General features: G+C 64.5%; 17 protein-coding genes. 6 read left to right on the top strand and 11 right to left on the bottom strand.

Annotation, left to right across the window (positions count from 1 at the left end):
• Positions 1-132: 132 nt before the first annotated feature.
• Genes AC1MHZ_RS08500 through AC1MHZ_RS08485 form a run of 4 tightly spaced genes read right to left on the bottom strand, consistent with a single transcriptional unit; the run spans position 133 to position 2,740 of the window.
• Positions 133-1,452, bottom strand: coding sequence for a sensor histidine kinase (locus tag AC1MHZ_RS08500; RefSeq protein ID WP_482966254.1), 1,320 nt, complete (start codon positions 1,450-1,452; stop codon positions 133-135).
• The gene (locus AC1MHZ_RS08495; RefSeq protein ID WP_482966253.1) at positions 1,449-2,117 is read right to left on the bottom strand and encodes a response regulator transcription factor; all 669 of its coding nucleotides are present in this window, start codon (positions 2,115-2,117) and stop codon (positions 1,449-1,451) included. Before AC1MHZ_RS08495 ends, AC1MHZ_RS08500 begins: the two co-directional genes overlap by 4 nt.
• Positions 2,118-2,432: a PepSY domain-containing protein gene (locus AC1MHZ_RS08490; RefSeq protein ID WP_084855429.1), complete on the bottom strand. Its 315-nt coding sequence runs from the start codon at positions 2,430-2,432 to the stop codon at positions 2,118-2,120. It lies immediately after the preceding gene.
• On the bottom strand, positions 2,432-2,740 hold the full coding sequence (locus AC1MHZ_RS08485; protein ID WP_084855430.1) for a PepSY domain-containing protein: 309 nt from the start codon (positions 2,738-2,740) through the stop codon (positions 2,432-2,434). The genes AC1MHZ_RS08490 and AC1MHZ_RS08485 overlap by 1 nt, the downstream gene beginning before the upstream one ends.
• A 326-nt stretch (positions 2,741-3,066) precedes the next feature.
• Between AC1MHZ_RS08485 and queD the strand changes: the two genes are divergently transcribed.
• A complete protein-coding gene (gene queD / locus AC1MHZ_RS08480; protein ID WP_224458606.1) occupies positions 3,067-3,423 on the top strand; it encodes a 6-carboxytetrahydropterin synthase QueD in 357 nt (118 codons plus the stop codon).
• 58 nt (positions 3,424-3,481) lie between these two features.
• On the opposite strand, the gene AC1MHZ_RS08475 is transcribed toward queD, so the two are convergent.
• Positions 3,482-3,949 (bottom strand): DUF1289 domain-containing protein, encoded by a 468-nt coding sequence (locus AC1MHZ_RS08475; RefSeq protein ID WP_084855432.1) that lies wholly within the window; start codon positions 3,947-3,949, stop codon positions 3,482-3,484.
• Positions 3,950-4,354: 405 nt separating this feature from the next.
• Between AC1MHZ_RS08475 and acnB the strand changes: the two genes are divergently transcribed.
• Positions 4,355-6,964: a bifunctional aconitate hydratase 2/2-methylisocitrate dehydratase gene (gene acnB, locus AC1MHZ_RS08470; RefSeq protein WP_084855433.1), complete on the top strand. Its 2,610-nt coding sequence runs from the start codon at positions 4,355-4,357 to the stop codon at positions 6,962-6,964.
• 148 nt (positions 6,965-7,112) lie between these two features.
• Here acnB and prpD read toward each other — a convergent pair whose 3' ends face one another.
• The 6 genes from prpD to AC1MHZ_RS08440 all read right to left on the bottom strand — a co-directional run bounded on the left by prpD (position 7,113) and on the right by AC1MHZ_RS08440 (position 15,594).
• Positions 7,113-8,597, bottom strand: a complete 1,485-nt coding sequence (prpD, locus tag AC1MHZ_RS08465) for a 2-methylcitrate dehydratase (RefSeq protein WP_324818264.1) — start codon at positions 8,595-8,597, stop codon at positions 7,113-7,115.
• A gap of 69 nt (positions 8,598-8,666) precedes the next feature.
• On the bottom strand, positions 8,667-9,857 hold the full coding sequence (prpF, locus tag AC1MHZ_RS08460; protein WP_482966252.1) for a 2-methylaconitate cis-trans isomerase PrpF: 1,191 nt from the start codon (positions 9,855-9,857) through the stop codon (positions 8,667-8,669).
• A 148-nt stretch (positions 9,858-10,005) separates the two neighbouring features.
• Positions 10,006-12,594, bottom strand: coding sequence for a Fe/S-dependent 2-methylisocitrate dehydratase AcnD (gene acnD, locus AC1MHZ_RS08455; protein ID WP_368829842.1), 2,589 nt, complete (start codon positions 12,592-12,594; stop codon positions 10,006-10,008).
• 163 nt (positions 12,595-12,757) lie between these two features.
• Positions 12,758-13,885 (bottom strand): bifunctional 2-methylcitrate synthase/citrate synthase, encoded by a 1,128-nt coding sequence (gene prpC, locus AC1MHZ_RS08450; protein ID WP_084855437.1) that lies wholly within the window; start codon positions 13,883-13,885, stop codon positions 12,758-12,760.
• A 105-nt stretch (positions 13,886-13,990) separates the two neighbouring features.
• Complete coding sequence (gene prpB / locus AC1MHZ_RS08445) at positions 13,991-14,881, bottom strand: methylisocitrate lyase (protein ID WP_084855438.1); 891 nt, start codon at positions 14,879-14,881, stop codon at positions 13,991-13,993.
• On the bottom strand, positions 14,878-15,594 hold the full coding sequence (locus AC1MHZ_RS08440) for a GntR family transcriptional regulator (protein WP_084855439.1): 717 nt from the start codon (positions 15,592-15,594) through the stop codon (positions 14,878-14,880). The genes prpB and AC1MHZ_RS08440 overlap by 4 nt, the downstream gene beginning before the upstream one ends.
• Positions 15,595-15,888: 294 nt before the next feature.
• On the opposite strand from AC1MHZ_RS08440, the gene rloA reads away from it, so the two are divergent.
• The 4 genes from rloA (at position 15,889) to pabB (ending at position 20,476) form a co-directional block, all read left to right on the top strand.
• The gene (gene rloA / locus AC1MHZ_RS08435) at positions 15,889-16,425 is read left to right on the top strand and encodes a retropepsin-like aspartic peptidase RloA (RefSeq protein WP_084855440.1); all 537 of its coding nucleotides are present in this window, start codon (positions 15,889-15,891) and stop codon (positions 16,423-16,425) included.
• Positions 16,426-16,430: 5 nt separating this feature from the next.
• On the top strand, positions 16,431-17,963 hold the full coding sequence (gene rloB, locus AC1MHZ_RS08430) for an osmotic stress tolerance membrane protein RloB (protein WP_084855441.1): 1,533 nt from the start codon (positions 16,431-16,433) through the stop codon (positions 17,961-17,963).
• Positions 17,963-18,943: an alpha-L-glutamate ligase-like protein gene (locus AC1MHZ_RS08425; protein ID WP_084855442.1), complete on the top strand. Its 981-nt coding sequence runs from the start codon at positions 17,963-17,965 to the stop codon at positions 18,941-18,943. Before rloB ends, AC1MHZ_RS08425 begins: the two co-directional genes overlap by 1 nt.
• A 189-nt stretch (positions 18,944-19,132) precedes the next feature.
• Complete coding sequence (gene pabB / locus AC1MHZ_RS08420) at positions 19,133-20,476, top strand: aminodeoxychorismate synthase component I (protein WP_084854747.1); 1,344 nt, start codon at positions 19,133-19,135, stop codon at positions 20,474-20,476.
• Positions 20,477-20,558 lie beyond the last annotated feature (82 nt).

Genomic DNA, 20,558 nt, shown 5'->3' with positions numbered 1-20,558 from the left:
GTGCTGTGCTGGTACCTGCGCAGGCGCCAATCGCCGGCAAGCCGGCTCCCACCTGTCCTGCGCTGTTTTCAAAGACATCGCCATACCTGGGGGCGTCGGCTTGCCGGCGATTGGACCAAGAGAGATGACGGGTCAACGCCCCTTGCGCGGCAGGTCGATGCTGACCCGCAGGCCGCCCATGGGGCTTTCCAGCAGCGCCAGGGTGCCGCCCCAGGCCTCGACGATATCGCGCACGATGCCAAGCCCCAGGCCATGCCCGTCGACCTGTTCGTCCAGCCGAGAGCCGCGCTCGAGCACTTGCAGGCGTGCCTGCTCGGGAATGCCGGGGCCATCGTCGTCCACCCACAGCTGGTAGCCATCGGCGCTCGGCGCTATGCCCAAGTGAACCTCGCTGTCGGCCCACTTGCAGGCGTTGTCCAGCAGGTTGCCGAGCAGCTCCAGCAGGTCTTCGCGATCCCACGGCAGCAACAGCCCGGGCGGCACGTCGCGCACAAGCTGCAGGCCTTCGCCGTGGATCATCCCGAGCGTGGCCAGCAGCCCGGGCAATTCGGCGTCGCAGTCGAACTGGGCGCCTGGCAGTGCATCGCCGGCCAGGCGTGCGCGGTTGAGTTCACGGGACAGGCGCTGCTGGATCTGCTGCAGTTGTTCACGCAATTGCTCGCGAACGTCCGGCAGGTCTTTCAACCGTTCGCTGGCGGCCAGGCTGAGCAGCACCGCCAAAGGGGTCTTCAGGGCATGGCCGAGGTTGCCCAGGGCATTGCGCGAACGGCGCAGGCTGTCCTCGGTATGGGCCAGCAAGTGGTTGATCTGGTCCACCAAGGGTTGCAGCTCGCTGGGTACCTGGGCGTCGAGCTGCGAACGCTGGCCTTGCTGCAACTGGGCGATCTGCTGGCGGGCGCGCTCCAGCGGGCGCAACGACCGGGTCACGGTGATGCGCTGCAATACCAGCACCAGCACGAGGGCTACCAAGCCCATGCCCAGGCCGATCTGCTGCATGCGCCGGAAGCCGTCGCGTATCGGCGAATAGTCCTGGGCCACGCTGATCGAAATGTCCTGGCCCAGCCGCCGATAGTCGGCGCGCAGGGCCAGCAGCTGCTGGCCTTCCGGCCCCAGCTCATGGCTGTCCTCCAGGCCCGGCGCCGCCGGTTTGGGCATGTCCAGGTCCCACAGCGAACGGGAACGCCAGGTGCCCTGATCGAAGTCGATGCGAAAGTAATAACCGGAAAACGGGCGCTGGTAGGCCGCGGAAATCCTCCGCTCGTCCAGTTGCAACCCCGCAGGCCCGCGTACCAGCGCCACCAGCAGGTTCTCGCTTTCCTTGCGCAGGCCAGCCTCCAGGTAGCGCTGCAGGCCGACCTCGAACAGCCACAGGGTCAGCTGGGCCAGGACCAGCCCGACCACCACCAGCACCGCCACCAGGCCAAGGCTCAGGCGCGCCTGGATCGACTTCACGCGGCGCTCCCGGCATACACGTAGCCCTGGCCGCGTCGCGTTTCGATCACGCTGCGGCCCAGCTTGCGTCGCAGGTGGTTGACGTGCACCTCCAGGACGTTGGAATCGCGCTCGGTCTCGCCGTCATAGAGGTGCTCGGCGAGGTGGCTCTTGGACAACACCTGTTGCGGATGCAGCATGAAATAGCGCAGCAGGCGGAACTCGGCGGCGGTCAGCTGGATATCGACGCCATCGCGGCTGACACACTGGCGGCCTTCGTCCAGCTGCAGGCCGGCCGCTTCGAGGGTGGGCTGGTTGGCCAGCCCACGGGCACGGCGCAACAACGCCTGGATGCGCAGCTGCAGCTCCTCGGGGTGAAAGGGTTTGGTCAGGTAGTCGTCGGCCCCGGCCTTGAGCCCTTCGATCCGTTCGGCCCAGGAGCCGCGCGCGGTGAGGATCAGCACCGGCGTGGCCAGGTTGGCGGCACGCCATTGGGCCAGCACGTCGAGCCCGGGCAACCCCGGCAGGCCGAGGTCAAGGATGATCAGGTCGTAGGGTTCGCTCTGGCCCTGGTAGACCGCATCGCGGCCATCCGCCAGCCAGTCCACGGCATAGCCCTGGCGCTGCAGGCTGGCGGTCAGTTCGTCGGCCAGGGGGACATTGTCCTCGACAAGCAGCAGGCGCATTCAGTCGTCTTCCTCGTCTTTGAGCAGCATTCCGTTGCGGGCGTCCAGCTTGATCTCGCGGACCACGCCATCGGGAGTCAGCAGTTCGACCTCGTACTCGTAGCGCTCGTGCTTTTCTTCGAGCTCCGCTTCCAGAAGGCGCGCCCCGGGGTAGCGCCCCAAGGCGGATTCGAGCAGTTGTTCCAGCGGCAGGATGACGCCCTTTTGCCGCAGCTCCAAGGCTTCATCCTGATCGAGGTCACGTGCAGCGGCCAGCGAACAGGCGGCCAACAGCGCAAACGCCAGGTAGCGCGCCGTTCGCGGTAGATCGGTCATCAGCTGTCTCGTTCGTCCTTGAGGACTTCACCGGTCTTGGCGTCCAGGTCCACGTCCCATTCGACGTTCTGGCTGTCACGCAGCTCGACCTTGTAGATGTAGCGGCCGTACTCGTCCTCGAGCTCCGAATCGGTCACGGTGGCGCCTGGGTGCTTGGCCACAGCGGCGGCCTTGAGTTCGTCCAAGGACTTGATGGTCTTGGCATTCACCAGCTTGATCACTTCGTCAGGCTGGACATCCTTGGCCAGGGCAACGTTGGCACCCAGGGCGAGCGCGGCGGCAGTGAACAGGGCAGTCAAGGTTTTCATCGGGTTCTCTCCATCGAGATGTACAAGTTGTCTACGGGCAAAGACTAACCAGTGGTCCTTAATTGAACCTGAAAACAGGCCGGGGGGATGATAGCGCAGTCTGCAGTTGCTTCGCCTTTGCCTTGAAGCGCTTCGGCGCCTGTAGGATCGAGCGCCGCCCGCGCGGCGCGCGATCCTACAGGCAGCACCCATCCCAAGCCCTACCCAGACGACTTTGTGAACAGCATGCCCCGGATGCCACCGGGCGGTTGCACGAACGGCTGCAAGCCTTGTAACGAGCATGCTGGTAAACTGCCGGCCAGCATTGTTTTCAAGAGTCCTACAGCGTGGAAATCTTCAAGGAATTTACGTTCGAATCGGCCCACCGCCTGCCCAACGTCCCGGCCGGGCACAAATGCGGTCGCCTGCATGGCCACTCGTTCAAAGTCGGCCTGCACCTGACCGGCCCGCTCGACCCGCATACCGGCTGGATCCGCGACTTCGCCGAGATCAAGGCGATCTTCAAGCCGATCTACGAGCAGCTGGATCACAACTACCTGAACGACATCCCCGGCCTGGAAAACCCCACCAGCGAAGTGATCGCCAAATGGATCTGGGACCAGGTCAAGCCGCTGCTGCCTGAGCTGTCCAAGGTCCGCATCCACGAGACCTGCACCAGCGGTTGCGAATACAGCGGCGAGTGAGCCGCGCCCCGCGCCGTCACCTCCGCCAGGCCACTCACCGGCTTCGCGCAAGCCGCCCCTAGCCCAGGGCGCTGTGGAGGAACGACGGCGCGATGTAGCGCTGGTAATGGGCCTCGGAGAGCAGGAAGAACTCCCGGTCGATGGCATCGCGCAACTGCGGCAGCTCCCAATCGCGAAACTCTGGCAACAAGGCCATGCCGTATGCCTCCAGGTCGCGGATCATGCGGGCACCGCGCGCGATCAACTGGTAGGCCCAGCAATACTCGGACTGGTGCGCCAGAAAGCGGATGGAGCGCTGCTCCAGTTGCTGGCGCAGGCGCGCTTTGTCGAACACCTCCAGCTTGGCCATCATCACCTGCACCAACAGGTGTTCCAGGCGCAGCCAGACGGCGCGCTTCTCGTCCTCGTCGTAGCTGTTCCAGTGGATCACTTCATGGTGGAAGCGCTTGCAGCCGCGGCATACCAGGTCGCCATAGACCGTGGAGCAGAGGCCGACGCAAGGCGTCTTGATGGATTGGTTGGACATGTAGGAGCGATGGCTTTACGGCGGAACACCGGCCCATGTTAGCCCTTTGTCTAACCAGGGTCACTCGTTAAAGTCACATATGCCGCCTTACTTTCGTCCCGTTTTTACCGTAGAATCACACCGCCTTTTCAAGGCACCAATGTCCGTTGGAAGCTGTTTTCAAAGCGTCACGAGCACAGTTCATCCGGTAGAACGGCGTTGGCCGGGGCATGCCACCGTGCATGGCCCGCGCCAGCCCTCATCAGCTCACCGTTCTACAGGCGTAAAACTTTGAAAGCAGCTTCTGTAAGGATTCTCCGCGACCCTGGCTGGGCGGCCCAAAAAGCCGTGATTGCGCATGGGTGCGGAGAATGCTGGATGAGCGTCCCGGACTCCCTTTAGGGACCACTGATGAGGGTAATAACTGTGCTTGAAGCCTACCGCAAACACATCGAAGAGCGTGCCGCCCTGGGCATCGTGCCCCAGCCGCTGAACGCCGAACAAACTGCAGGCCTGGTCGAGCTGCTGAAGAACCCGCCGGCCGGCGAAGAAGCCTTCCTCGTAGACCTGATCACCCACCGCGTTCCCCCAGGGGTCGACGAAGCTGCCTACGTCAAGGCCGCTTTCCTCTCCGCTATCGCCAAGGGCGAAGCCAAGTCGCCGCTGATCGACCGCAAGCACGCCACCGAACTGCTGGGTACCATGCAGGGCGGCTACAACATCGAAACGCTGGTTGCGCTGCTGGATGACGCCGAACTGGGCGCCGTCGCGGCCGAACAGCTCAAGCACACCCTGCTGATGTTCGATGCCTTCCACGACGTGGCCGAGAAAGCCAAGGCCGGCAACGCCAACGCCAAGGCCGTCCTGGAATCCTGGGCTGCCGGCGAGTGGTTCACCGCCCGCCCAGCCATCGCCGACAAGTACACCCTGACCGTGTTCAAGGTGCCTGGCGAAACCAACACCGACGACCTGTCCCCTGCCCCGGACGCCTGGTCGCGCCCTGACATCCCGCTGCACGCCCTGGCCATGCTGAAGATGGCCCGCGACGGCATCGAACCCCAGCAACCAGGCTCGGTCGGCCCGCTGGCCCAGATCGAAGCGGTCAAGGCCAAGGGCTTCCCGGTCGCCTACGTCGGCGACGTGGTCGGCACTGGCTCCTCGCGTAAATCGGCCACCAACTCGGTGCTGTGGTTCTTCGGCGACGACATCCCGTACGTGCCGAACAAGCGCGCCGGTGGCTTCTGCTTCGGCACCAAGATCGCCCCGATCTTCTACAACACCATGGAAGACGCCGGCGCCCTGCCGATCGAGTTCGACTGCACCAACTTGGCCATGGGCGACGTCATCGACGTCTATCCGTTCAAGGGCGAAGTCCGTCGTCACGGTAGCGACGAGCTGGTCACCACCTTCGAGCTGAAGACCGAAGTCCTGCTCGACGAAGTCCGCGCTGGCGGCCGTATCCCGCTGATCGTCGGCCGTGGCCTGACCGAGAAGGCCCGTGCCGAACTGGGCCTGGGTGCCTCCGACCTGTTCAAGAAGCCAGAGCAGCCTGCCGACACCGGCAAGGGCTTCACCCTGGCCCAGAAGATGGTCGGCCGCGCCTGCGGCCTGCCGGAAGGCCAGGGCGTGCGCCCGGGTGCCTACTGCGAGCCGAAGATGACCACCGTCGGTTCCCAGGACACCACCGGCCCGATGACCCGCGACGAGCTGAAGGACTTGGCGTGCCTGGGCTTCTCCGCCGACCTGGTCATGCAGTCGTTCTGCCACACCGCGGCCTATCCGAAGCCGATCGACGTCACCACCCACCACACCCTGCCGGATTTCATCCGCACCCGTGGCGGCGTGTCCCTGCGTCCAGGCGACGGCATCATCCACAGCTGGCTGAACCGCATGCTGCTGCCTGACACCGTCGGCACCGGCGGCGACTCGCACACCCGCTTCCCGATCGGCATTTCCTTCCCGGCCGGTTCCGGCCTGGTGGCCTTCGCCGCCGCCACCGGCGTCATGCCGCTGGACATGCCCGAGTCGGTACTGGTTCGCTTCAAGGGCAAGCTGCAGCCTGGCATCACCCTGCGTGACCTGGTCCACGCCATCCCTTACTACGCCATCCAGCAGGGCCTGCTGACTGTCGAGAAGAAGGGCAAGAAGAACATCTTCTCCGGTCGCATCCTGGAGATCGAAGGCCTCAACGAGCTGACCGTCGAACAAGCCTTCGAGCTGTCCGACGCCTCGGCCGAGCGTTCCGCTGCCGGCTGCACCATCAAGCTGCCGGAAGAGTCGATCGCCGAGTACCTGAAGTCCAACATCACCCTGCTGCGCTGGATGATCAGCGAAGGCTACGGTGACGCCCGTACCCTGGAGCGCCGCGCCCAGGCGATGGAAGCCTGGCTGGCCAAGCCGCAGCTGCTGTCCGCCGACGCCGATGCCGAGTACGCCGCGGTCATCGAGATCGACCTGGCCGACGTCAAGGAGCCTGTGCTCTGCGCGCCGAACGACCCGGACGACGCCCGCCTGCTGTCCACCGTTGCCGGCGACAAGATCGACGAAGTGTTCATCGGTTCGTGCATGACCAACATCGGTCACTTCCGCGCTGCCGGCAAGCTGCTGGACAAGGTCAAGGGCGGTATCCCGACCCGTCTGTGGCTGGCCCCGCCAACCAAAATGGACGCCCACCAGCTGACCGAGGAAGGCTACTACGGCATCTACGGCAAGGCCGGTGCGCGCATGGAAATGCCAGGCTGCTCGCTGTGCATGGGTAACCAGGCACGTGTGCAGACCGGCTCGACCGTAGTCTCCACCTCGACCCGTAACTTCCCGAACCGCCTGGGCGACGCCACCAATGTCTACCTGGCTTCGGCCGAGCTGGCCGCGGTTGCCTCGATCCTCGGCAAACTGCCGACCGTCGAAGAGTACCTGCAGTACGCCAAGGACATCGACAGCATGGCGGCCGACGTCTACCGCTACCTGAGCTTCGATCAGATCGCCGAGTTCCGCGAAGCGGCAGCCAACGCCCAGATCCCAGTGGTCCAGGCGTAAGCTGAGCAGTACGCTGTAAACGAAAGCCCCGGCAGCGATGCCGGGGCTTTTTTATGCTGGCCAGACCGGCGCAATCGCCGGCAAGCCGGCTCCAACAGGTGCTATACCGGTGTGCGGACTTGTCCCGCGATTGGCTAGCATGGCAGTCTCAAATCACGAATAGATCGACGAACCGCTGCACCGCCGTACCTTCCAACCGCGCCTGATCCTTGCACAAGGCAAAGATTTCATCGCAACGCTGACGGGCAAACCGCGTCGCCAGGTTTTCCCGGAACTTGGCCTCCAGCAACGGTATCCCCTCCCCGCGTCGACGCCGATGCCCGATCGGGTACTCCACCACCACCTGCTCGGTATGGGTGCCGTCCTTGAAGAACACCTGCAGGCCATTGGCAATGGAACGCTTGTCCGCCTCCAGGTACTCGCGGCTGAACCGCGGCTCCTCGACGACTTCCATCTTCTCACGCAACCGGTCGATGCTCGGGTGCACCGCGTGGAAGGCATCTTCGTAGTACTCGGCCACCAGATCACCGAAGATCAGCGGCACAGCAACCATGTACTGCAGGCAATGATCGCGGTCGGCCGCGTTGGCCAACGGACCGACCTTGGAAATGATGCGTATCGCCGATTCGTTGGTACTGATGACGATGCGGTCGACTTCATGCAGGCGATTGCGCACCTGGGGGTGCAAAGCCACCGCGGCCTCGCAGGCAGTCTGGGCGTGGAATTCGGCCGGGAAGCTGATCTTGAACAGCACATTCTCCATCACATAGCTGCCGAAGGGCTGCGGCAGGCGCAACACCCGTTGCTCGACGGGCTTTAGCGCCAGGTCCTTGTTGGTGTGGCTGAACGACACATCGTAGAAGCCCCACTGCGTTGCGGTCAGCACACCCGGTACGCCCATCTCGCCACGCAAGGCGATATCGGCCAGACGCACACCCCGGCTGGAAGCATCACCGGCCGCCCAAGACTTGCGCGAGCCGGCATTGGGCGCATGACGGTAGGTGCGCAGCGCCTGGCCATCGACGAAGGCATGGGACAAGGCCGAGAGCATCTGTTCGCGATTGGCCCCCATGAGCCGTGCACACACTGCGGTGGAAGCGACCTTGACCAGCACCACATGGTCGAGGCCGACGCGGTTGAAGGCGTTCTCCAGCGCCAGCACACCCTGAATCTCGTGGGCCATGACCATAGCCTCGAGCACGGTACGCATGGTCAGGGGTGGCTCGCCGTCGGCCACGCGCTTCTGGGAAAGGTGATCGGCAACCGCGAGGATTCCGCCGAGGTTATCCGAAGGGTGCGCCCATTCAGCTGCGAGCCACGTGTCGTTGTAGTCCAGCCAACGCACGGTACAGCCGATGTCCCAGGCCGCCTTGACCGGATCCAGGCGGAAGGAGGTGCCGGGTACCCGCGCACCGTGTGGGACTACGGTACCTTCGACCAGCGGGCCGAGGTGCTTGGTGCATTCAGGGAAGCGCAGCGCCAGTAAGCCGCAACCCAATGTGTCCATCAGGCAGTTGCGCGCGGTGTCCAGGGCCTCGACCGACTCGACGCGGTAGTCGAGCACATAGTCGGCGATGGTCTGTAGCACCCGGTCGTAATCCGGGCGGTCATTGAGGTCTACGTTGGCGCTCATTGTCTGGCTCCCTGGGAGTGGGGGCCGCAAAGCGGCCCCTCTCAATAAAAGCCGAGCACCAGATGCGTGTTAGAAACTATCGCCAGGCACGCGTACCCAGCCCTCCATCAACACGCGAGCACTACGGCTCATGATAGCCTTGGTCACTGTCCATTCACCGTCCACCTTGCGCGCCTCGGCGCCGACGCGCAAGGTGCCGGACGGGTGGCCGAAGCGCACGGCGCTGCGCTCGCCCCCGCCGGCAGCGAGGTTGACCAGCGTGCCGGGGATCGCTGCCGCCGTGCCGATGGCCACCGCCGCGGTGCCCATCATCGCGTGGTGCAGCTTGCCCATCGACAGCGCCCGCACCAGCAGGTCGATGTCGGCGGCTTCGACCGCCTTGCCGCTGGAAGCAGTGTAGGCGGTCGGCGGCGCGACAAAGGCCACCTTGGGCGTGTGCTGACGCCCGGCAGCCTGGTCGATGTGTTCGATCAAGCCCATGCGCACGGCGCCATGGGCGCGAATGGTCTCGAAACGGGCAAGCGCGGCAGGGTCGCCATTGATCGCCTCCTGCAACTCGGTACCGGTATAGCCGATGTCGGCCGCATTGACGAAAATGGTCGGGATACCGGCGTTGATCAGCGTTGCCTTGAACGTCCCGACGCCCGGCACCTGAAGGTCGTCCACCAGATTGCCGGTGGGGAACATGGCGCCACCGTCGCCGTCTTCGTCTGCGGCCGGGTCGAGGAATTCCAATTGCACTTCGGCGGCCGGGAAGGTCACACCGTCCAGCTCGAAGTCACCGGTCTCCTGCACTTCGCCTTCGGTGATCGGCACATGGGCGATGATGGTCTTGCCGATGTTGGCCTGCCAGATACGCACCGTGGCGATGCCGTTGTGCGGGATGCGCGCCGCATCCACCAAGCCGGCGCTGATGGCGAAGGAACCAACGGCGGCTGACAGGTTGCCGCAGTTTCCGCTCCAGTCGACGAAGGCCTTGTCGATGGCGACCTGGCCGAACAGGTAGTCGACGTCATGCTCCGGACGGGTGCTGCGCGAGAGGATCACGGTCTTGCTGGTGCTGGAGGTGGCGCCGCCCATGCCGTCGATCTGCTTGGCGTAGGGATCGGGGCTGCCGATTACCCGCAGCAACAGGGCGTCACGGGCCGGGCCGGGCTGCTGGGCGCGTTCGGGCAGGTCCTGCAGGCGGAAGAATACGCCCTTGCTGGTGCCGCCACGGATGTAGGTGGCGGGGATTCTTACTTGTGGTACGTGTGCCATGGTTGAGTGTCCTGATTGTCTCGTTCCGGCAGAAAACCTGGGGCTGCTACGCAGCCCTTTCGCGGCACAAGGCCGCTCCTACAGACGAGCGCACTTCCTGTAGGAGCGGCCTCGTGCCGCGAAAGGGCCGCAAAGCGGCCCCGCTCACTCAGGCAGTGCCTTCGAGGAAATCCTGGGCAAAGCGCTGCAGCACCCCGCCCGCCTCGTAGATCGACACTTCTTCGGCAGTATCCAGGCGGCAGGTCACCGGCACCTCGACCCGCTCGCCATTGCGCCGGGTGATGACCAGCGTCAGGGTCGCCCGCGGCGTGCGCGCACCCAGCACGTCGTAGGTCTCGCTGCCGTCAAGGTCCAGGGTCTTGCGGTTGGTGCCTGGCTGGAACTCCAGCGGCAACACCCCCATGCCCACCAGGTTGGTGCGGTGGATGCGCTCGAAGCCTTCGGCGACGATCGCTTCGACACCCGCCAGGCGCACGCCCTTGGCCGCCCAGTCACGGGACGAACCCTGGCCGTAGTCGGCACCCGCAACGATGATCAGCGGCTGCTTGCGCTGCATGTAGGTCTCGATCGCTTCCCACATGCGCGTCACCTTGCCTTCCGGCTCGATGCGCGCCAGCGAACCCTGCTTCACGCTGCCGTCTTCGTTGCGCACCATCTCGTTGAACAGCTTGGGGTTGGCGAAGGTCGCGCGCTGGGCGGTCAGGTGGTCGCCACGGTGGGTCGCATAGGAGTTGAAGTCCTCCTCCGGCAGGCCCATCTTCGCCAAGTATTCCCCTGCGGCACTGTTGGCCATGATCGCGTTCGAAGGTGACAGGTGGTCGGTGGTGATATTGTCCGGCAGTACCGCCAGCGGGCGCATGCCGCGCAGGGTACGCTCACCGGCCAGGGCCCCTTCCCAGTAGGGTGGGCGGCGGATGTAGGTGCTCATCGGGCGCCATTCGTACAGCGGCGCCACCTTCGGCCCCTTGTCCTCCTCGATGGCGAACATTGGGATGTAGACCTTGCGGAACTGCTCGGGCTTGACCGCCGCACGCACCACCGCGTCGATCTCTTCATCGCTCGGCCAGATGTCCTTGAGGCGGATTTCCTTGCCATCCACCACGCCCAGCACATCCTTCTCGATGTCGAAGCGGATGGTGCCGGCAATGGCATAGGCCACCACCAGTGGTGGCGACGCGAGGAAGGCCTGCTTGGCGTACGGGTGGATGCGCCCGTCGAAGTTGCGGTTGCCCGACAGCACGGCGGTGGCATACAGGTCGCGGTCGATGATTTCCTGCTGGATCTTCGGGTCGAGCGCGCCGGACATACCGTTGCAGGTGGTGCAGGCGAAGGCGACGATGCCAAAGCCCAGTCGCTCCAGTTCTTTTTCCAGCCCCGCTTCTTCCAGGTACAGCTGCACGGCCTTGGAGCCAGGCGCCAGGGAGGATTTCACCCAAGGCTTGCGCGCCAGGCCCAGCTTGTTGGCGTTGCGCGCCAGCAGGCCTGCCGCGATCACGTTGCGCGGGTTGCTGGTGTTGGTGCAACTGGTGATGGCGGCGATGATCACCGCGCCGTCCGGCATCTGGCCGGGCACTTCTTCCCAGGCACCGGCAATGCCCTTGGCAGCCAGGTCGCTGGTGGCGACACGGGCGTGCGGGTTGGACGGGCCGGCCATGTTGCGCACCACACTGGAGAGGTCGAAGCGCAGCACGCGCTCGTACTCGGCCTGGCCCAGGCTGTCGGCCCACAGGCCCGTGGCTTTGGCATAGGTTTCCACCAGCTTGACCTGCTGCTCTTCGCGGCCGGTCAGCTTGAGGTAGTCGATGGTCTGCTGGTCGATGGCGAACATCGCCGCAGTGGCGCCGTATTCGGGGGCCATGTTGGAGATGGTGGCGCGGTCGCCCAGGGTCAAGGCGCGAGCACCTTCACCGTAGAACTCGAGGTACGCGCCGACCACCTTCTGCTTGCGCAGGAACTCGGTCAGGGCCAAAACCAGGTCGGTGGCCGTGATGTTCGGCTGCAGCTTTCCGGTCAGCTCGACGCCGACGATTTCCGGCAGACGCATCCACGAGGCGCGGCCGAGCATGACGTTCTCGGCCTCCAGCCCGCCGACGCCGATGGCGATCACGCCCAGCGCATCGACGTGCGGGGTGTGGCTGTCGGTGCCGACGCAGGTGTCCGGGTAGGCCACGCCACGGTCGCTGTGGACCACCGGCGACATCTTCTCCAGGTTGATCTGGTGCATGATGCCGTTGCCCGGCTGGATCACATCGACATTCTTGAACGCCTTCTTGGTCCAGTTGATGAAGTGGAAGCGGTCTTCGTTGCGACGGTCCTCGATGGCGCGGTTCTTCTCGAAGGCCTGTGGGTCGAAGCCGCCGCATTCCACGGCCAGAGAGTGGTCGACGATCAACTGGACCGGCACCACCGGGTTGACCTGGGCCGGGTCGCCGCCCTTGTCGGCGATGGCATCGCGCAGACCGGCCAGGTCCACCAGGGCGGTCTGGCCGAGGATGTCATGGCACACCACGCGCGCCGGGAACCAGGGGAAGTCGAGGTCGCGCTTGCGCTCGATCAGTTGCCCGAGGGACGCATCGAGGGTGGCCGGGTCGCAACGGCGCACCAGGTTCTCGGCCAGCACGCGGGACGTATAGGGCAACCCGTCGTACGCGCCGGGCTTGATCGCCTCGACCGCCGCGCGGGCATCGAAGTAGTCCAGGCCGGTGCCTGGCAGGGGCTTGCGGAATGCAGTGTTCATATCGTTATCAGGCTCGGTCACGGTGTTCGATATGCAGGTCTGGCCACGGGGACGCTACGCGCCCCTTTCGCGGCACAAGGCCGCTCCTACAGGTATTGCGCCGTCCTTGTAGGAGCGGCCTTGTGCCGCGAAAGGGCTGCAAGGCAGCCCCTGCGGTTTCAGCTCAGCGCTGCTCGATCGGCACGAACTTGCGCTGCTCGACGCCGACATATTCGGCGCTCGGGCGGATGATGCGGTTGTTGGCACGCTGCTCGAAGACATGCGCGGCCCAGCCAGTCAGGCGCGAGCAGACGAAGATCGGGGTGAACAGCTTGGTCGGGATGCCCATGAAGTGGTACGCCGAGGCATGGTAGAAGTCGGCGTTGGGGAACAGGCGCTTCTGCTCCCACATGGTCTTGTCGATGGCCTCGGAGACCGGGTACAGGACCTTGTCGCCCACTTGGTCGGCCAACTGCTTGGACCAGCCCTTGATCACCTCGTTGCGCGGGTCGGACTCCTTGTAGATCGCGTGGCCGAAGCCCATGATCTTGTCCTTGCGCTCAAGCATGCGCAGCAGCTCGGCCACGGCCTCCTGCGGGCTCTGGAAGCGCTCGATCAATTCCATGGCCGCCTCGTTGGCGCCGCCGTGCAGCGGGCCGCGCAGCGAGCCGATGGCGGCGGTGATGCACGAGTACAGGTCCGACAGGGTCGAGGCGCAGACTCGGGCGGTGAAGGTCGAGGCGTTGAATTCGTGCTCGGCGTAGAGGATCAGCGAGACGTTCATCACCTTGACGTGCAGCTCGCTCGGCTTCTTGCCGTGCAACAGGTGCAGGAAATGGCCACCTAGGGTGTCTTCGTCGCTGGTGCAGTCGATGCGCACACCGTGGTGGGTGAAGCGGTACCAGTAGCACATGATCGCCGGGAACACGGCCAACAGGCGGTCGGTCTTCTCACGCTGCTGCTCGAAGGTCAGCTCCGGCTCCAGGGTGCCGAGCACCGAACAACCGGTGCGCATCACATCCATCGGGTGGGCGTCGCGCGGGATGCGCTCGAGCACTTCCTTGAGCGCCTGGGGCAGGTCGCGCAGGCCCTTGAGCTTGCGCTTGTAGTCGTCCAGCTCGGCCTGGCTCGGCAGCTCGCCGTACAACAGCAGGTAGGCCACTTCCTCGAATTCGGCACCGGCCGCCAGGTCGCGGACGTCGTAGCCACGATAGGTCAGGCCGGCACCGGCCTGGCCCACGGTCGACAGCGCGGTCTGCCCGGCTACCTGGCCACGCAGGCCCGCGCCACTGAGTACTTTTGCTTCGGCCATGGTGTGTTCTCCTTTCTTGAATTTGTTATCGAATCTTGCTGGCTAAACCCGGGGTGGATGGTCCGGCCCTATCGCTGGCTTGCCGGCGACAGGGCCAACACAGGCTCAACCTTTCTTCTGGGCGAACAACGCATCGAGGCTCTGCTCGAAGGCGTGGTAGCCGATGGCATCGTAGAGCTCCATGCGGGTCTGCATGGTATCGATCACGTTCTTCTGGGTGCCGTCGCGGCGCAGCGCGGTGTAGACATTCTCGGCAGCCTTGTTCATGGCGCGGAAGGCCGACAGCGGGTACAGCACCAGCGAGACGTCGACCGAGGCCAACTCTTCGGTGGTGTACAGCGGGGTCGCGCCGAACTCGGTGATGTTGGCCAGGATCGGTGCCTTCACCCGATCGGCGAAGGTCTTGTACATCGAAAGCTCGGTGATCGCTTCCGGGAAGATCATGTCGGCACCCGCTTCGATACATGCGGCAGCGCGGTCCAGAGCAGCATTCAGGCCTTCGACGGCCAGGGCATCGGTGCGCGCCATGATCACGAAGCTGTCGTCGGTACGGGCATCCACCGCAGCCTTGATGCGGTCGACCATCTCCTGCTGGGAGACGATCTCCTTGTTCGGGCGGTGGCCGCAGCGCTTGGCGCCGACCTGGTCTTCGATGTGGATGGCGGCGGCGCCGAACTTGCACATCGAGCGCACGGTACGCGCCACGTTGAAGGCCGAGGCACCGAAGCCGGTGTCCACGTCCACCAGCAGCGGCAGGTCGCACACGTCAGTGATGCGGCGCACGTCGGTCAGCACGTCATCCAGGCCACTGATGCCCAGGTCTGGCAGGCCCAGGGAGCCGGCCGCGACACCGCCACCGGAGAGGTAGATGGCCTTGAAACCGGCGCGTTTGGCCAGCAGGGCGTGGTTGGCATTGATGGTGCCGACCACCTGCAACGGATGTTCGGCGGCAACCGCGTCACGGAAACGCTGGCCGGGCGTGCTCTTCAAAGTCATGACTCACCTCGTGGGCTATTGTTGTCGACGCCTTGGTAGTGGCGCTCGATGTTGCGTTTGGACGCGCCGATGTGGCGACGCATCAGGAGTTCGGCCAGCTCGCCGTCACGGTCGGCGATGGCGTCGAGAATGCGGTGATGCTCGGCGAAGGCCTGGTGCGGGCGGTTGGGCGTGGCGGAAAACTGGATGCGGTACATGCGCACCAGCTGGTACAGCTCGCCGCAGAGCATCTTGACCAGGGTCTGGTTGCCGCTGCCCTGGATGATCCGGTAGTGGAAGTCGAAATCGCCTTCCTGCTGGTAGTAGCCAACACCGGCCTGGAAGGCGGCGTCGCGCTCGTGGGTCTCGAGCACCCGGCGCAGCTCGTCGATGTCGGCCAGGCTCATGCGCTCGGCGGCCAGGCGGCAGGCCATGCCTTCGAGGGATTCGCGGATTTCGTACAACTCGATCAGCTCGGCATGGTTGAGCGACACCACCCGAGCACCGACATGGGGCACCCGCACCAGCAGGCGCTGGCCTTCCAGGCGATGAATGGCCTCGCGCAACGGACCACGGCTGATACCGTAGGTACGGGCCAGCTCCGGTTCGGAGATCTTGCTGCCCGGGGCGATCTCACCCTTGACGATCGCCGCCTGGATACGCCGGAAGACGTTCTCCGATAGCGTTTCGGAATCATCCGACGTGGGCAGTACTGCCTGAGTGGCATCCCGCATGATTGTCGACACCTTACGTTTCGATAGCGCAAAATCTAGCTAAATGCAGGGTCTTAGTCAAAGACAAAATCAATATTGTCGACAATTGTCTAAGAACGAACTTAAACAGCCCGCTCGCTGTCAGATCGCGGCGCGCTGGCGTCGAAACGTTGGCGTGATAGAATGCCGCGCTTCCCAAGGGAGTATGGATAGTGTGTCTGCCACCCCCTGGGGTGTTGACAGATGAACGAGGATGCTTGCGCAGTACTTGCCAGTCGCCTTGCCCCGAACCCGCACAGCACCGCGCCAGGATTTATGAGACTTACACCCGCTTCATTGCTGTTCTGCCTCGCCCTGCTGCCGGCCCTTGGCCAGGCGGCGGAAAAGACCGTCTACGGTCTGAACGAATACGCCCGCCTTTCCGACCTCGACCTGGAAGTGGCGGCCAAGCTCGACACCGGTGCCAAGACCGCGTCGCTGAGCGCACGCGACATCAAGCGCTTCAAGCGCAACGGCGAAAGCTGGGTACGTTTTTATCTGGCCATCGACGCCGCCCATTCGCACCCGATCGAACGGCCACTGGCCCGCGTCAGCAAGATCAAGCGGCGCGCCGGTGACTACAATCCTGACGAGGGCAAGGCCTACACGGCCCGCCCGGTCATCGAACTGGACATCTGCATGGGCCAGGCACTGCGCACCATCGAGGTCAACCTCACCGACCGCAGCGCCTTCCAGTTCCCGCTGTTGATCGGCTCCGAGGCGCTCAAGCATTTTGACGCCCTGGTCGATCCAAGCCTTAAATACGCGGCCGGCAAACCCGCCTGCGCCACCAAAGCTCCCACCGCAGAGTAAACCCGATGCGCTCTCTTACCCTTCACCTGAAAGTCCTGATCACCGTACTGGTGCTCCTGGGCGTGCTGGTCACGGCCTACCAGATCTTCATCCTCGGCATCCCGGTGACCGAAGATGCGACCGACGACCTGTGGAACATCGACGCCAAGGTCGAATTCGTCGCCAACCCGAAGGACCCGGTCAAGGTGCAGATGTTCGTGCCACCGCTGAACCGTGACTACGTGAGCCTCAACGAGAGCTTCATCTCCAACAACTACGGGGTGAGCGTCAACCGGGCCGACGGCAACCGCAAGGTGACCTGGTCGGCACGCCGCGCCAGCGGCAACCAGACGCTCTACTACCGCCTGGTGCTGACCAAGCGCTACAGCAGCGAGAAGGCCACGGTCAAAGGGCCGACCTTCCGCGACAGCCTGGCCCTGGAAGGCCCCGAGAAGATCGCCGCCGAAGCCCTGATGGCCCCGATCCGCCAGCACTCGGCAGACGTCGAAACCTTCGTCAGCGAGACCATCAAGCGGGTCAACAACCTCAACGACGACAACGTCAAGCTGCTGCTGGCCGGCGACACCTCGTCCATGAAGAAGGCCCAGGTCATCGACCTGCTGCTGTCGATCGCCCACGTGCCGATGGAAAAGGTCCACACCATCCGCCTGGTCGCCGACACCCCGCAAACGCCTGAACTGTGGCTGCGCAGCTTCAACGGCAACGACTGGCTGTACTTCAACCCGGACACTGGCGAACAGGGCCTGCCCAGCGACCGCCTGCTGTGGTGGACCGGCGATGACAATCTGATCACCGTCGATGGCGGCAAGAAGGCCAATGTCACCTTCAGCATGAACAACAGCGAGATGAATGCCATCCGCCTGGCCAAGCTGACCGACGAGAACACCGACGCCGACTTCCTCGAATATTCGCTGTACGGCCTGCCCCTGCAGACCCAGCAGACCTTCATGATCATGGTGATGATCCCGATCGGCGTATTGGTCATCCTGGTGCTGCGCAACCTGATCGGGCTGCAGACCCTCGGCACCTTCACCCCGGTACTGGTCGCCCTGGCCTTCCGTGAAACCCAGCTGGGCTTCGGTATCGTGCTGTTCACGGTGATCACGGCCCTGGGCCTGTCGCTGCGCTCATACCTTGAACACCTGAAGCTGCAGATGCTGCCGCGCCTGTCGGTGGTGCTGACCTTCGTGGTGGTACTGATCGCTGCCATCAGCCTGTTCAGCCACAAGCTGGGCCTGGAGCGCGGCCTGTCGGTGGCCCTGTTCCCGATGGTGATCCTGACCATGACCATCGAGCGTCTGTCGATCACCTGGGAAGAGCGTGGCGGCGGCCATGCCATGAAGGTGGCCATCGGCACGCTGTTCGCCGCGTCCATCGCACACCTGCTGATGAGCGTGCCGGAACTGGTGTACTTCGTCTTCACCTTCCCTGCCGTACTGCTGATCCTGGTGGGCTTCATGCTGGCGATGGGTCGCTACCGCGGCTACCGCCTGACCGAGCTCGTTCGCTTCAAGGCTTTCGTGAAGGCTGACGCTTGATGTTCGGACTGATCAAGACCTGGAAAGCCCTGGAGGCCCGGGGCATCATGGGTATCAATCGGCGCAATGCGGACTACGTCCTGAAGTACAACAAGCGCCACCTGTACCCGATCGTCGACGACAAGATCATCACCAAGGAGCGTGCGCTCAAGGCCGGCATCCATGTGCCGGAGATGTACGGCATCATCGAGACCGAGAAGGAAATCGACAAGCTCGAGCAGATCATCGGCGGGCGTAACGATTTCGTCATCAAGCCGGCCCAGGGGGCTGGCGGTGACGGCATCATGGTCATCGCCGACCGCTTCGAGGACCGTTACCGTACCGTCTCGGGCAAGATCATCAGCCACGAGGAGATCGAGCACCAGATCTCGAGCATCCTGACCGGCCTGTACTCGTTGGGCGGGCACCGCGACCGCGCGCTCATCGAGTACCGGGTGACCCCGGACCAGATCTTCAAGAGCATCAGCTACGAAGGCGTGCCGGACATCCGCATCATCGTGCTGATGGGCTACCCGGTGATGGCCATGCTGCGCCTGCCGACGCGCCAGTCCGGCGGCAAGGCCAACCTGCACCAGGGCGCCATCGGCGTGGGTGTGGACCTGGCCACCGGAGTGACCCTGCGCGGCACCTGGCTGAACAAGATCATCAGCAAGCACCCGGACACCACCAATGCGGTGGATGGCGTGCAGTTGCCGAACTGGGACGGCTTCATGAAGCTGGCTGCCAGCTGCTATGAACTGTGTGGCCTGGGCTACATCGGCGTGGACATGGTCCTGGACCAGGACAAGGGCCCGCTGATCCTCGAGCTCAACGCCCGCCCCGGCCTGAACATCCAGATCGCCAACGACTGCGGCCTGACCCAGCGCACCCATGCCATCGAGGCACACCTGGAAGCGCTGGCCAAGGATGGCGTGAAGGAAGACGCCGAGCAGCGCGTGCGCGTGTCCCAAGGGCTGTTCGGACACGTTCATCCGCAGTGACCCCCGGGGCCGCCTCGCGGCCCTGTCGCCGGCAAGCCGGCTCCCACATTCAGAAACACCGCCGTATCTGTGGGAGCCGGCTTGCCGGCGATGGGATATCTCGCTATTTGAATGTAATGCCCAGCGCTAGGCGCATCCACCGCACAGGTCTACAATCCCCTCCTCGCTTTGTCATCGCCGCCCACTCTGATGCCAACCTGTACGCTCCACCCCCTGCCCTACCAGCCCGATCCCGCCCATTACTTCGCCCGCCTGCGCCAGGCGCCCGGCGCGATCCTGCTCGACAGCGCCCGCCCCGGCGCAGAGCGCGGCCGCTTCGACCTGCTCAGCGCCTGGCCATTGCAACATCTGCAAGCCCAGCCCAGGGAAGACGGCCGGGCCTACCTGCAACGCCTGCGAGAAGCCCTGGCCCAGCTGGGCCATGCGCAGCTGCCAGGCGGCATCGAGCTGCCCTTCGCGGGCGGCCTGATCGGCTACCTGAGCTACGATTTCGGTCGGCGCCTGGAACAACTGCCGAGCCTGGCCAGCGACGACCTCGGCCTGCCCGACGCCCAGCTGGGCCTGTACGCCTGGGCCCTGATCAGCGATCATGCGCTCGGCACCACGCAACTGGTGTTCCACCCAAGCCTTGCCAGCACCGAGCGCCAGCGCCTGGTCCAGCTGTTCGAGGCCCCCGAGGCCGTGGAAGGCAGCGACTTCCGTTTGCTGGCGCCCATGCGCGGCGACCTGCTGCCAGCGCAGTACCGCAGCGCGTTCGACAGGGTCCAGCAGTACATCCAGGCCGGTGACTGCTACCAGATCAACCTGACCCAGCGCTTTCGCGCCCCCTGCCAGGGCGACCCGTGGCGGGCCTACCAGGCCTTGCGCAAGGCCTGCCCCACGCCGTTCTCCGGCTACCAGCAACTGGCCGACGGCAGCGCGCTGCTGAGCTTTTCGCCGGAGCGCTTCATCCAGGTCAGCCAGGGCCAGGTCGAAACCCGGCCGATCAAGGGCACCCGCCCCCGGGCCCGCGACCCGCTGGAAGACGCGCGCAACGCCGCCGAACTGCAGGCAAGCCCCAAGGATCGTTCGGAAAACCTGATGATCGTCGACCTGTTGCGCAACGACCTGGGGCGCACCTGCGAAATCGGTTCGGTGAAGGTGCCTGAGCTGTTCAGCCTGGAGAGCTACCCCAATGTCCATCATCTGGTCAGCAGCATCACCGGCCGCCTGGCCGCCGGCAAGGACGCTCTGGACTTGATCGGCGACAGCTTCCCCGGCGGCTCGATCACCGGGGCACCGAAGATCCGCGCCATGCAAATCATCGACGAGTTGGAGCCCACGCGCCGCGCGCTGTATTGCGGTTCGCTGCTGTATGTGGACGTGCGCGGCGAAATGGACAGCTCCATCGCCATCCGCAGCCTGCTGGTCAAGGATGGGCAGGTCAGCTGCTGGGGTGGCGGCGCGGTGGTGGCCGATTCCGAATGGGAAGCCGAGTACGAGGAATCCATCGCCAAGGTGCGGGTGCTGATGGAAACCTTGCAGCGCCTGTGATTCGACGCCCCCGGTCCAATCGCCGGCAAGCCGGCTCCCACGGGTACGACGGTGCCTCTGAAAACCTCGCGAGACCGGTGGG

It is taken from the genome of Pseudomonas sp. FA-1, from assembly GCF_056856075.1.
This window is presented reverse-complemented; position numbering and strand designations above follow the sequence as displayed.

Excerpts from the sequence above, each read along its gene's own strand:
- AC1MHZ_RS08495 (WP_482966253.1), bottom strand. The coding sequence starts at position 2,117 with ATGCGCCTGCTGCTTGTCGAGGACAATGTCCCCCTGGCCGACGAACTG.
- AC1MHZ_RS08490 (WP_084855429.1), bottom strand. The coding sequence starts at position 2,432 with ATGACCGATCTACCGCGAACGGCGCGCTACCTGGCGTTTGCGCTGTTG.
- AC1MHZ_RS08485 (WP_084855430.1), bottom strand. The coding sequence starts at position 2,740 with ATGAAAACCTTGACTGCCCTGTTCACTGCCGCCGCGCTCGCCCTGGGT.
- AC1MHZ_RS08475 (WP_084855432.1), bottom strand. The coding sequence starts at position 3,949 with ATGTCCAACCAATCCATCAAGACGCCTTGCGTCGGCCTCTGCTCCACG.
- prpD (WP_324818264.1), bottom strand. The coding sequence starts at position 8,597 with ATGAGCGCCAACGTAGACCTCAATGACCGCCCGGATTACGACCGGGTG.
- prpF (WP_482966252.1), bottom strand. The coding sequence starts at position 9,857 with ATGGCACACGTACCACAAGTAAGAATCCCCGCCACCTACATCCGTGGC.
- acnD (WP_368829842.1), bottom strand. The coding sequence starts at position 12,594 with ATGAACACTGCATTCCGCAAGCCCCTGCCAGGCACCGGCCTGGACTAC.
- prpC (WP_084855437.1), bottom strand. The coding sequence starts at position 13,885 with ATGGCCGAAGCAAAAGTACTCAGTGGCGCGGGCCTGCGTGGCCAGGTA.
- prpB (WP_084855438.1), bottom strand. The coding sequence starts at position 14,881 with ATGACTTTGAAGAGCACGCCCGGCCAGCGTTTCCGTGACGCGGTTGCC.
- AC1MHZ_RS08440 (WP_084855439.1), bottom strand. The coding sequence starts at position 15,594 with ATGCGGGATGCCACTCAGGCAGTACTGCCCACGTCGGATGATTCCGAA.
- rloA (WP_084855440.1), top strand. The coding sequence starts at position 15,889 with ATGAGACTTACACCCGCTTCATTGCTGTTCTGCCTCGCCCTGCTGCCG.
- rloB (WP_084855441.1), top strand. The coding sequence starts at position 16,431 with ATGCGCTCTCTTACCCTTCACCTGAAAGTCCTGATCACCGTACTGGTG.
- AC1MHZ_RS08425 (WP_084855442.1), top strand. The coding sequence starts at position 17,963 with ATGTTCGGACTGATCAAGACCTGGAAAGCCCTGGAGGCCCGGGGCATC.
- pabB (WP_084854747.1), top strand. The coding sequence starts at position 19,133 with ATGCCAACCTGTACGCTCCACCCCCTGCCCTACCAGCCCGATCCCGCC.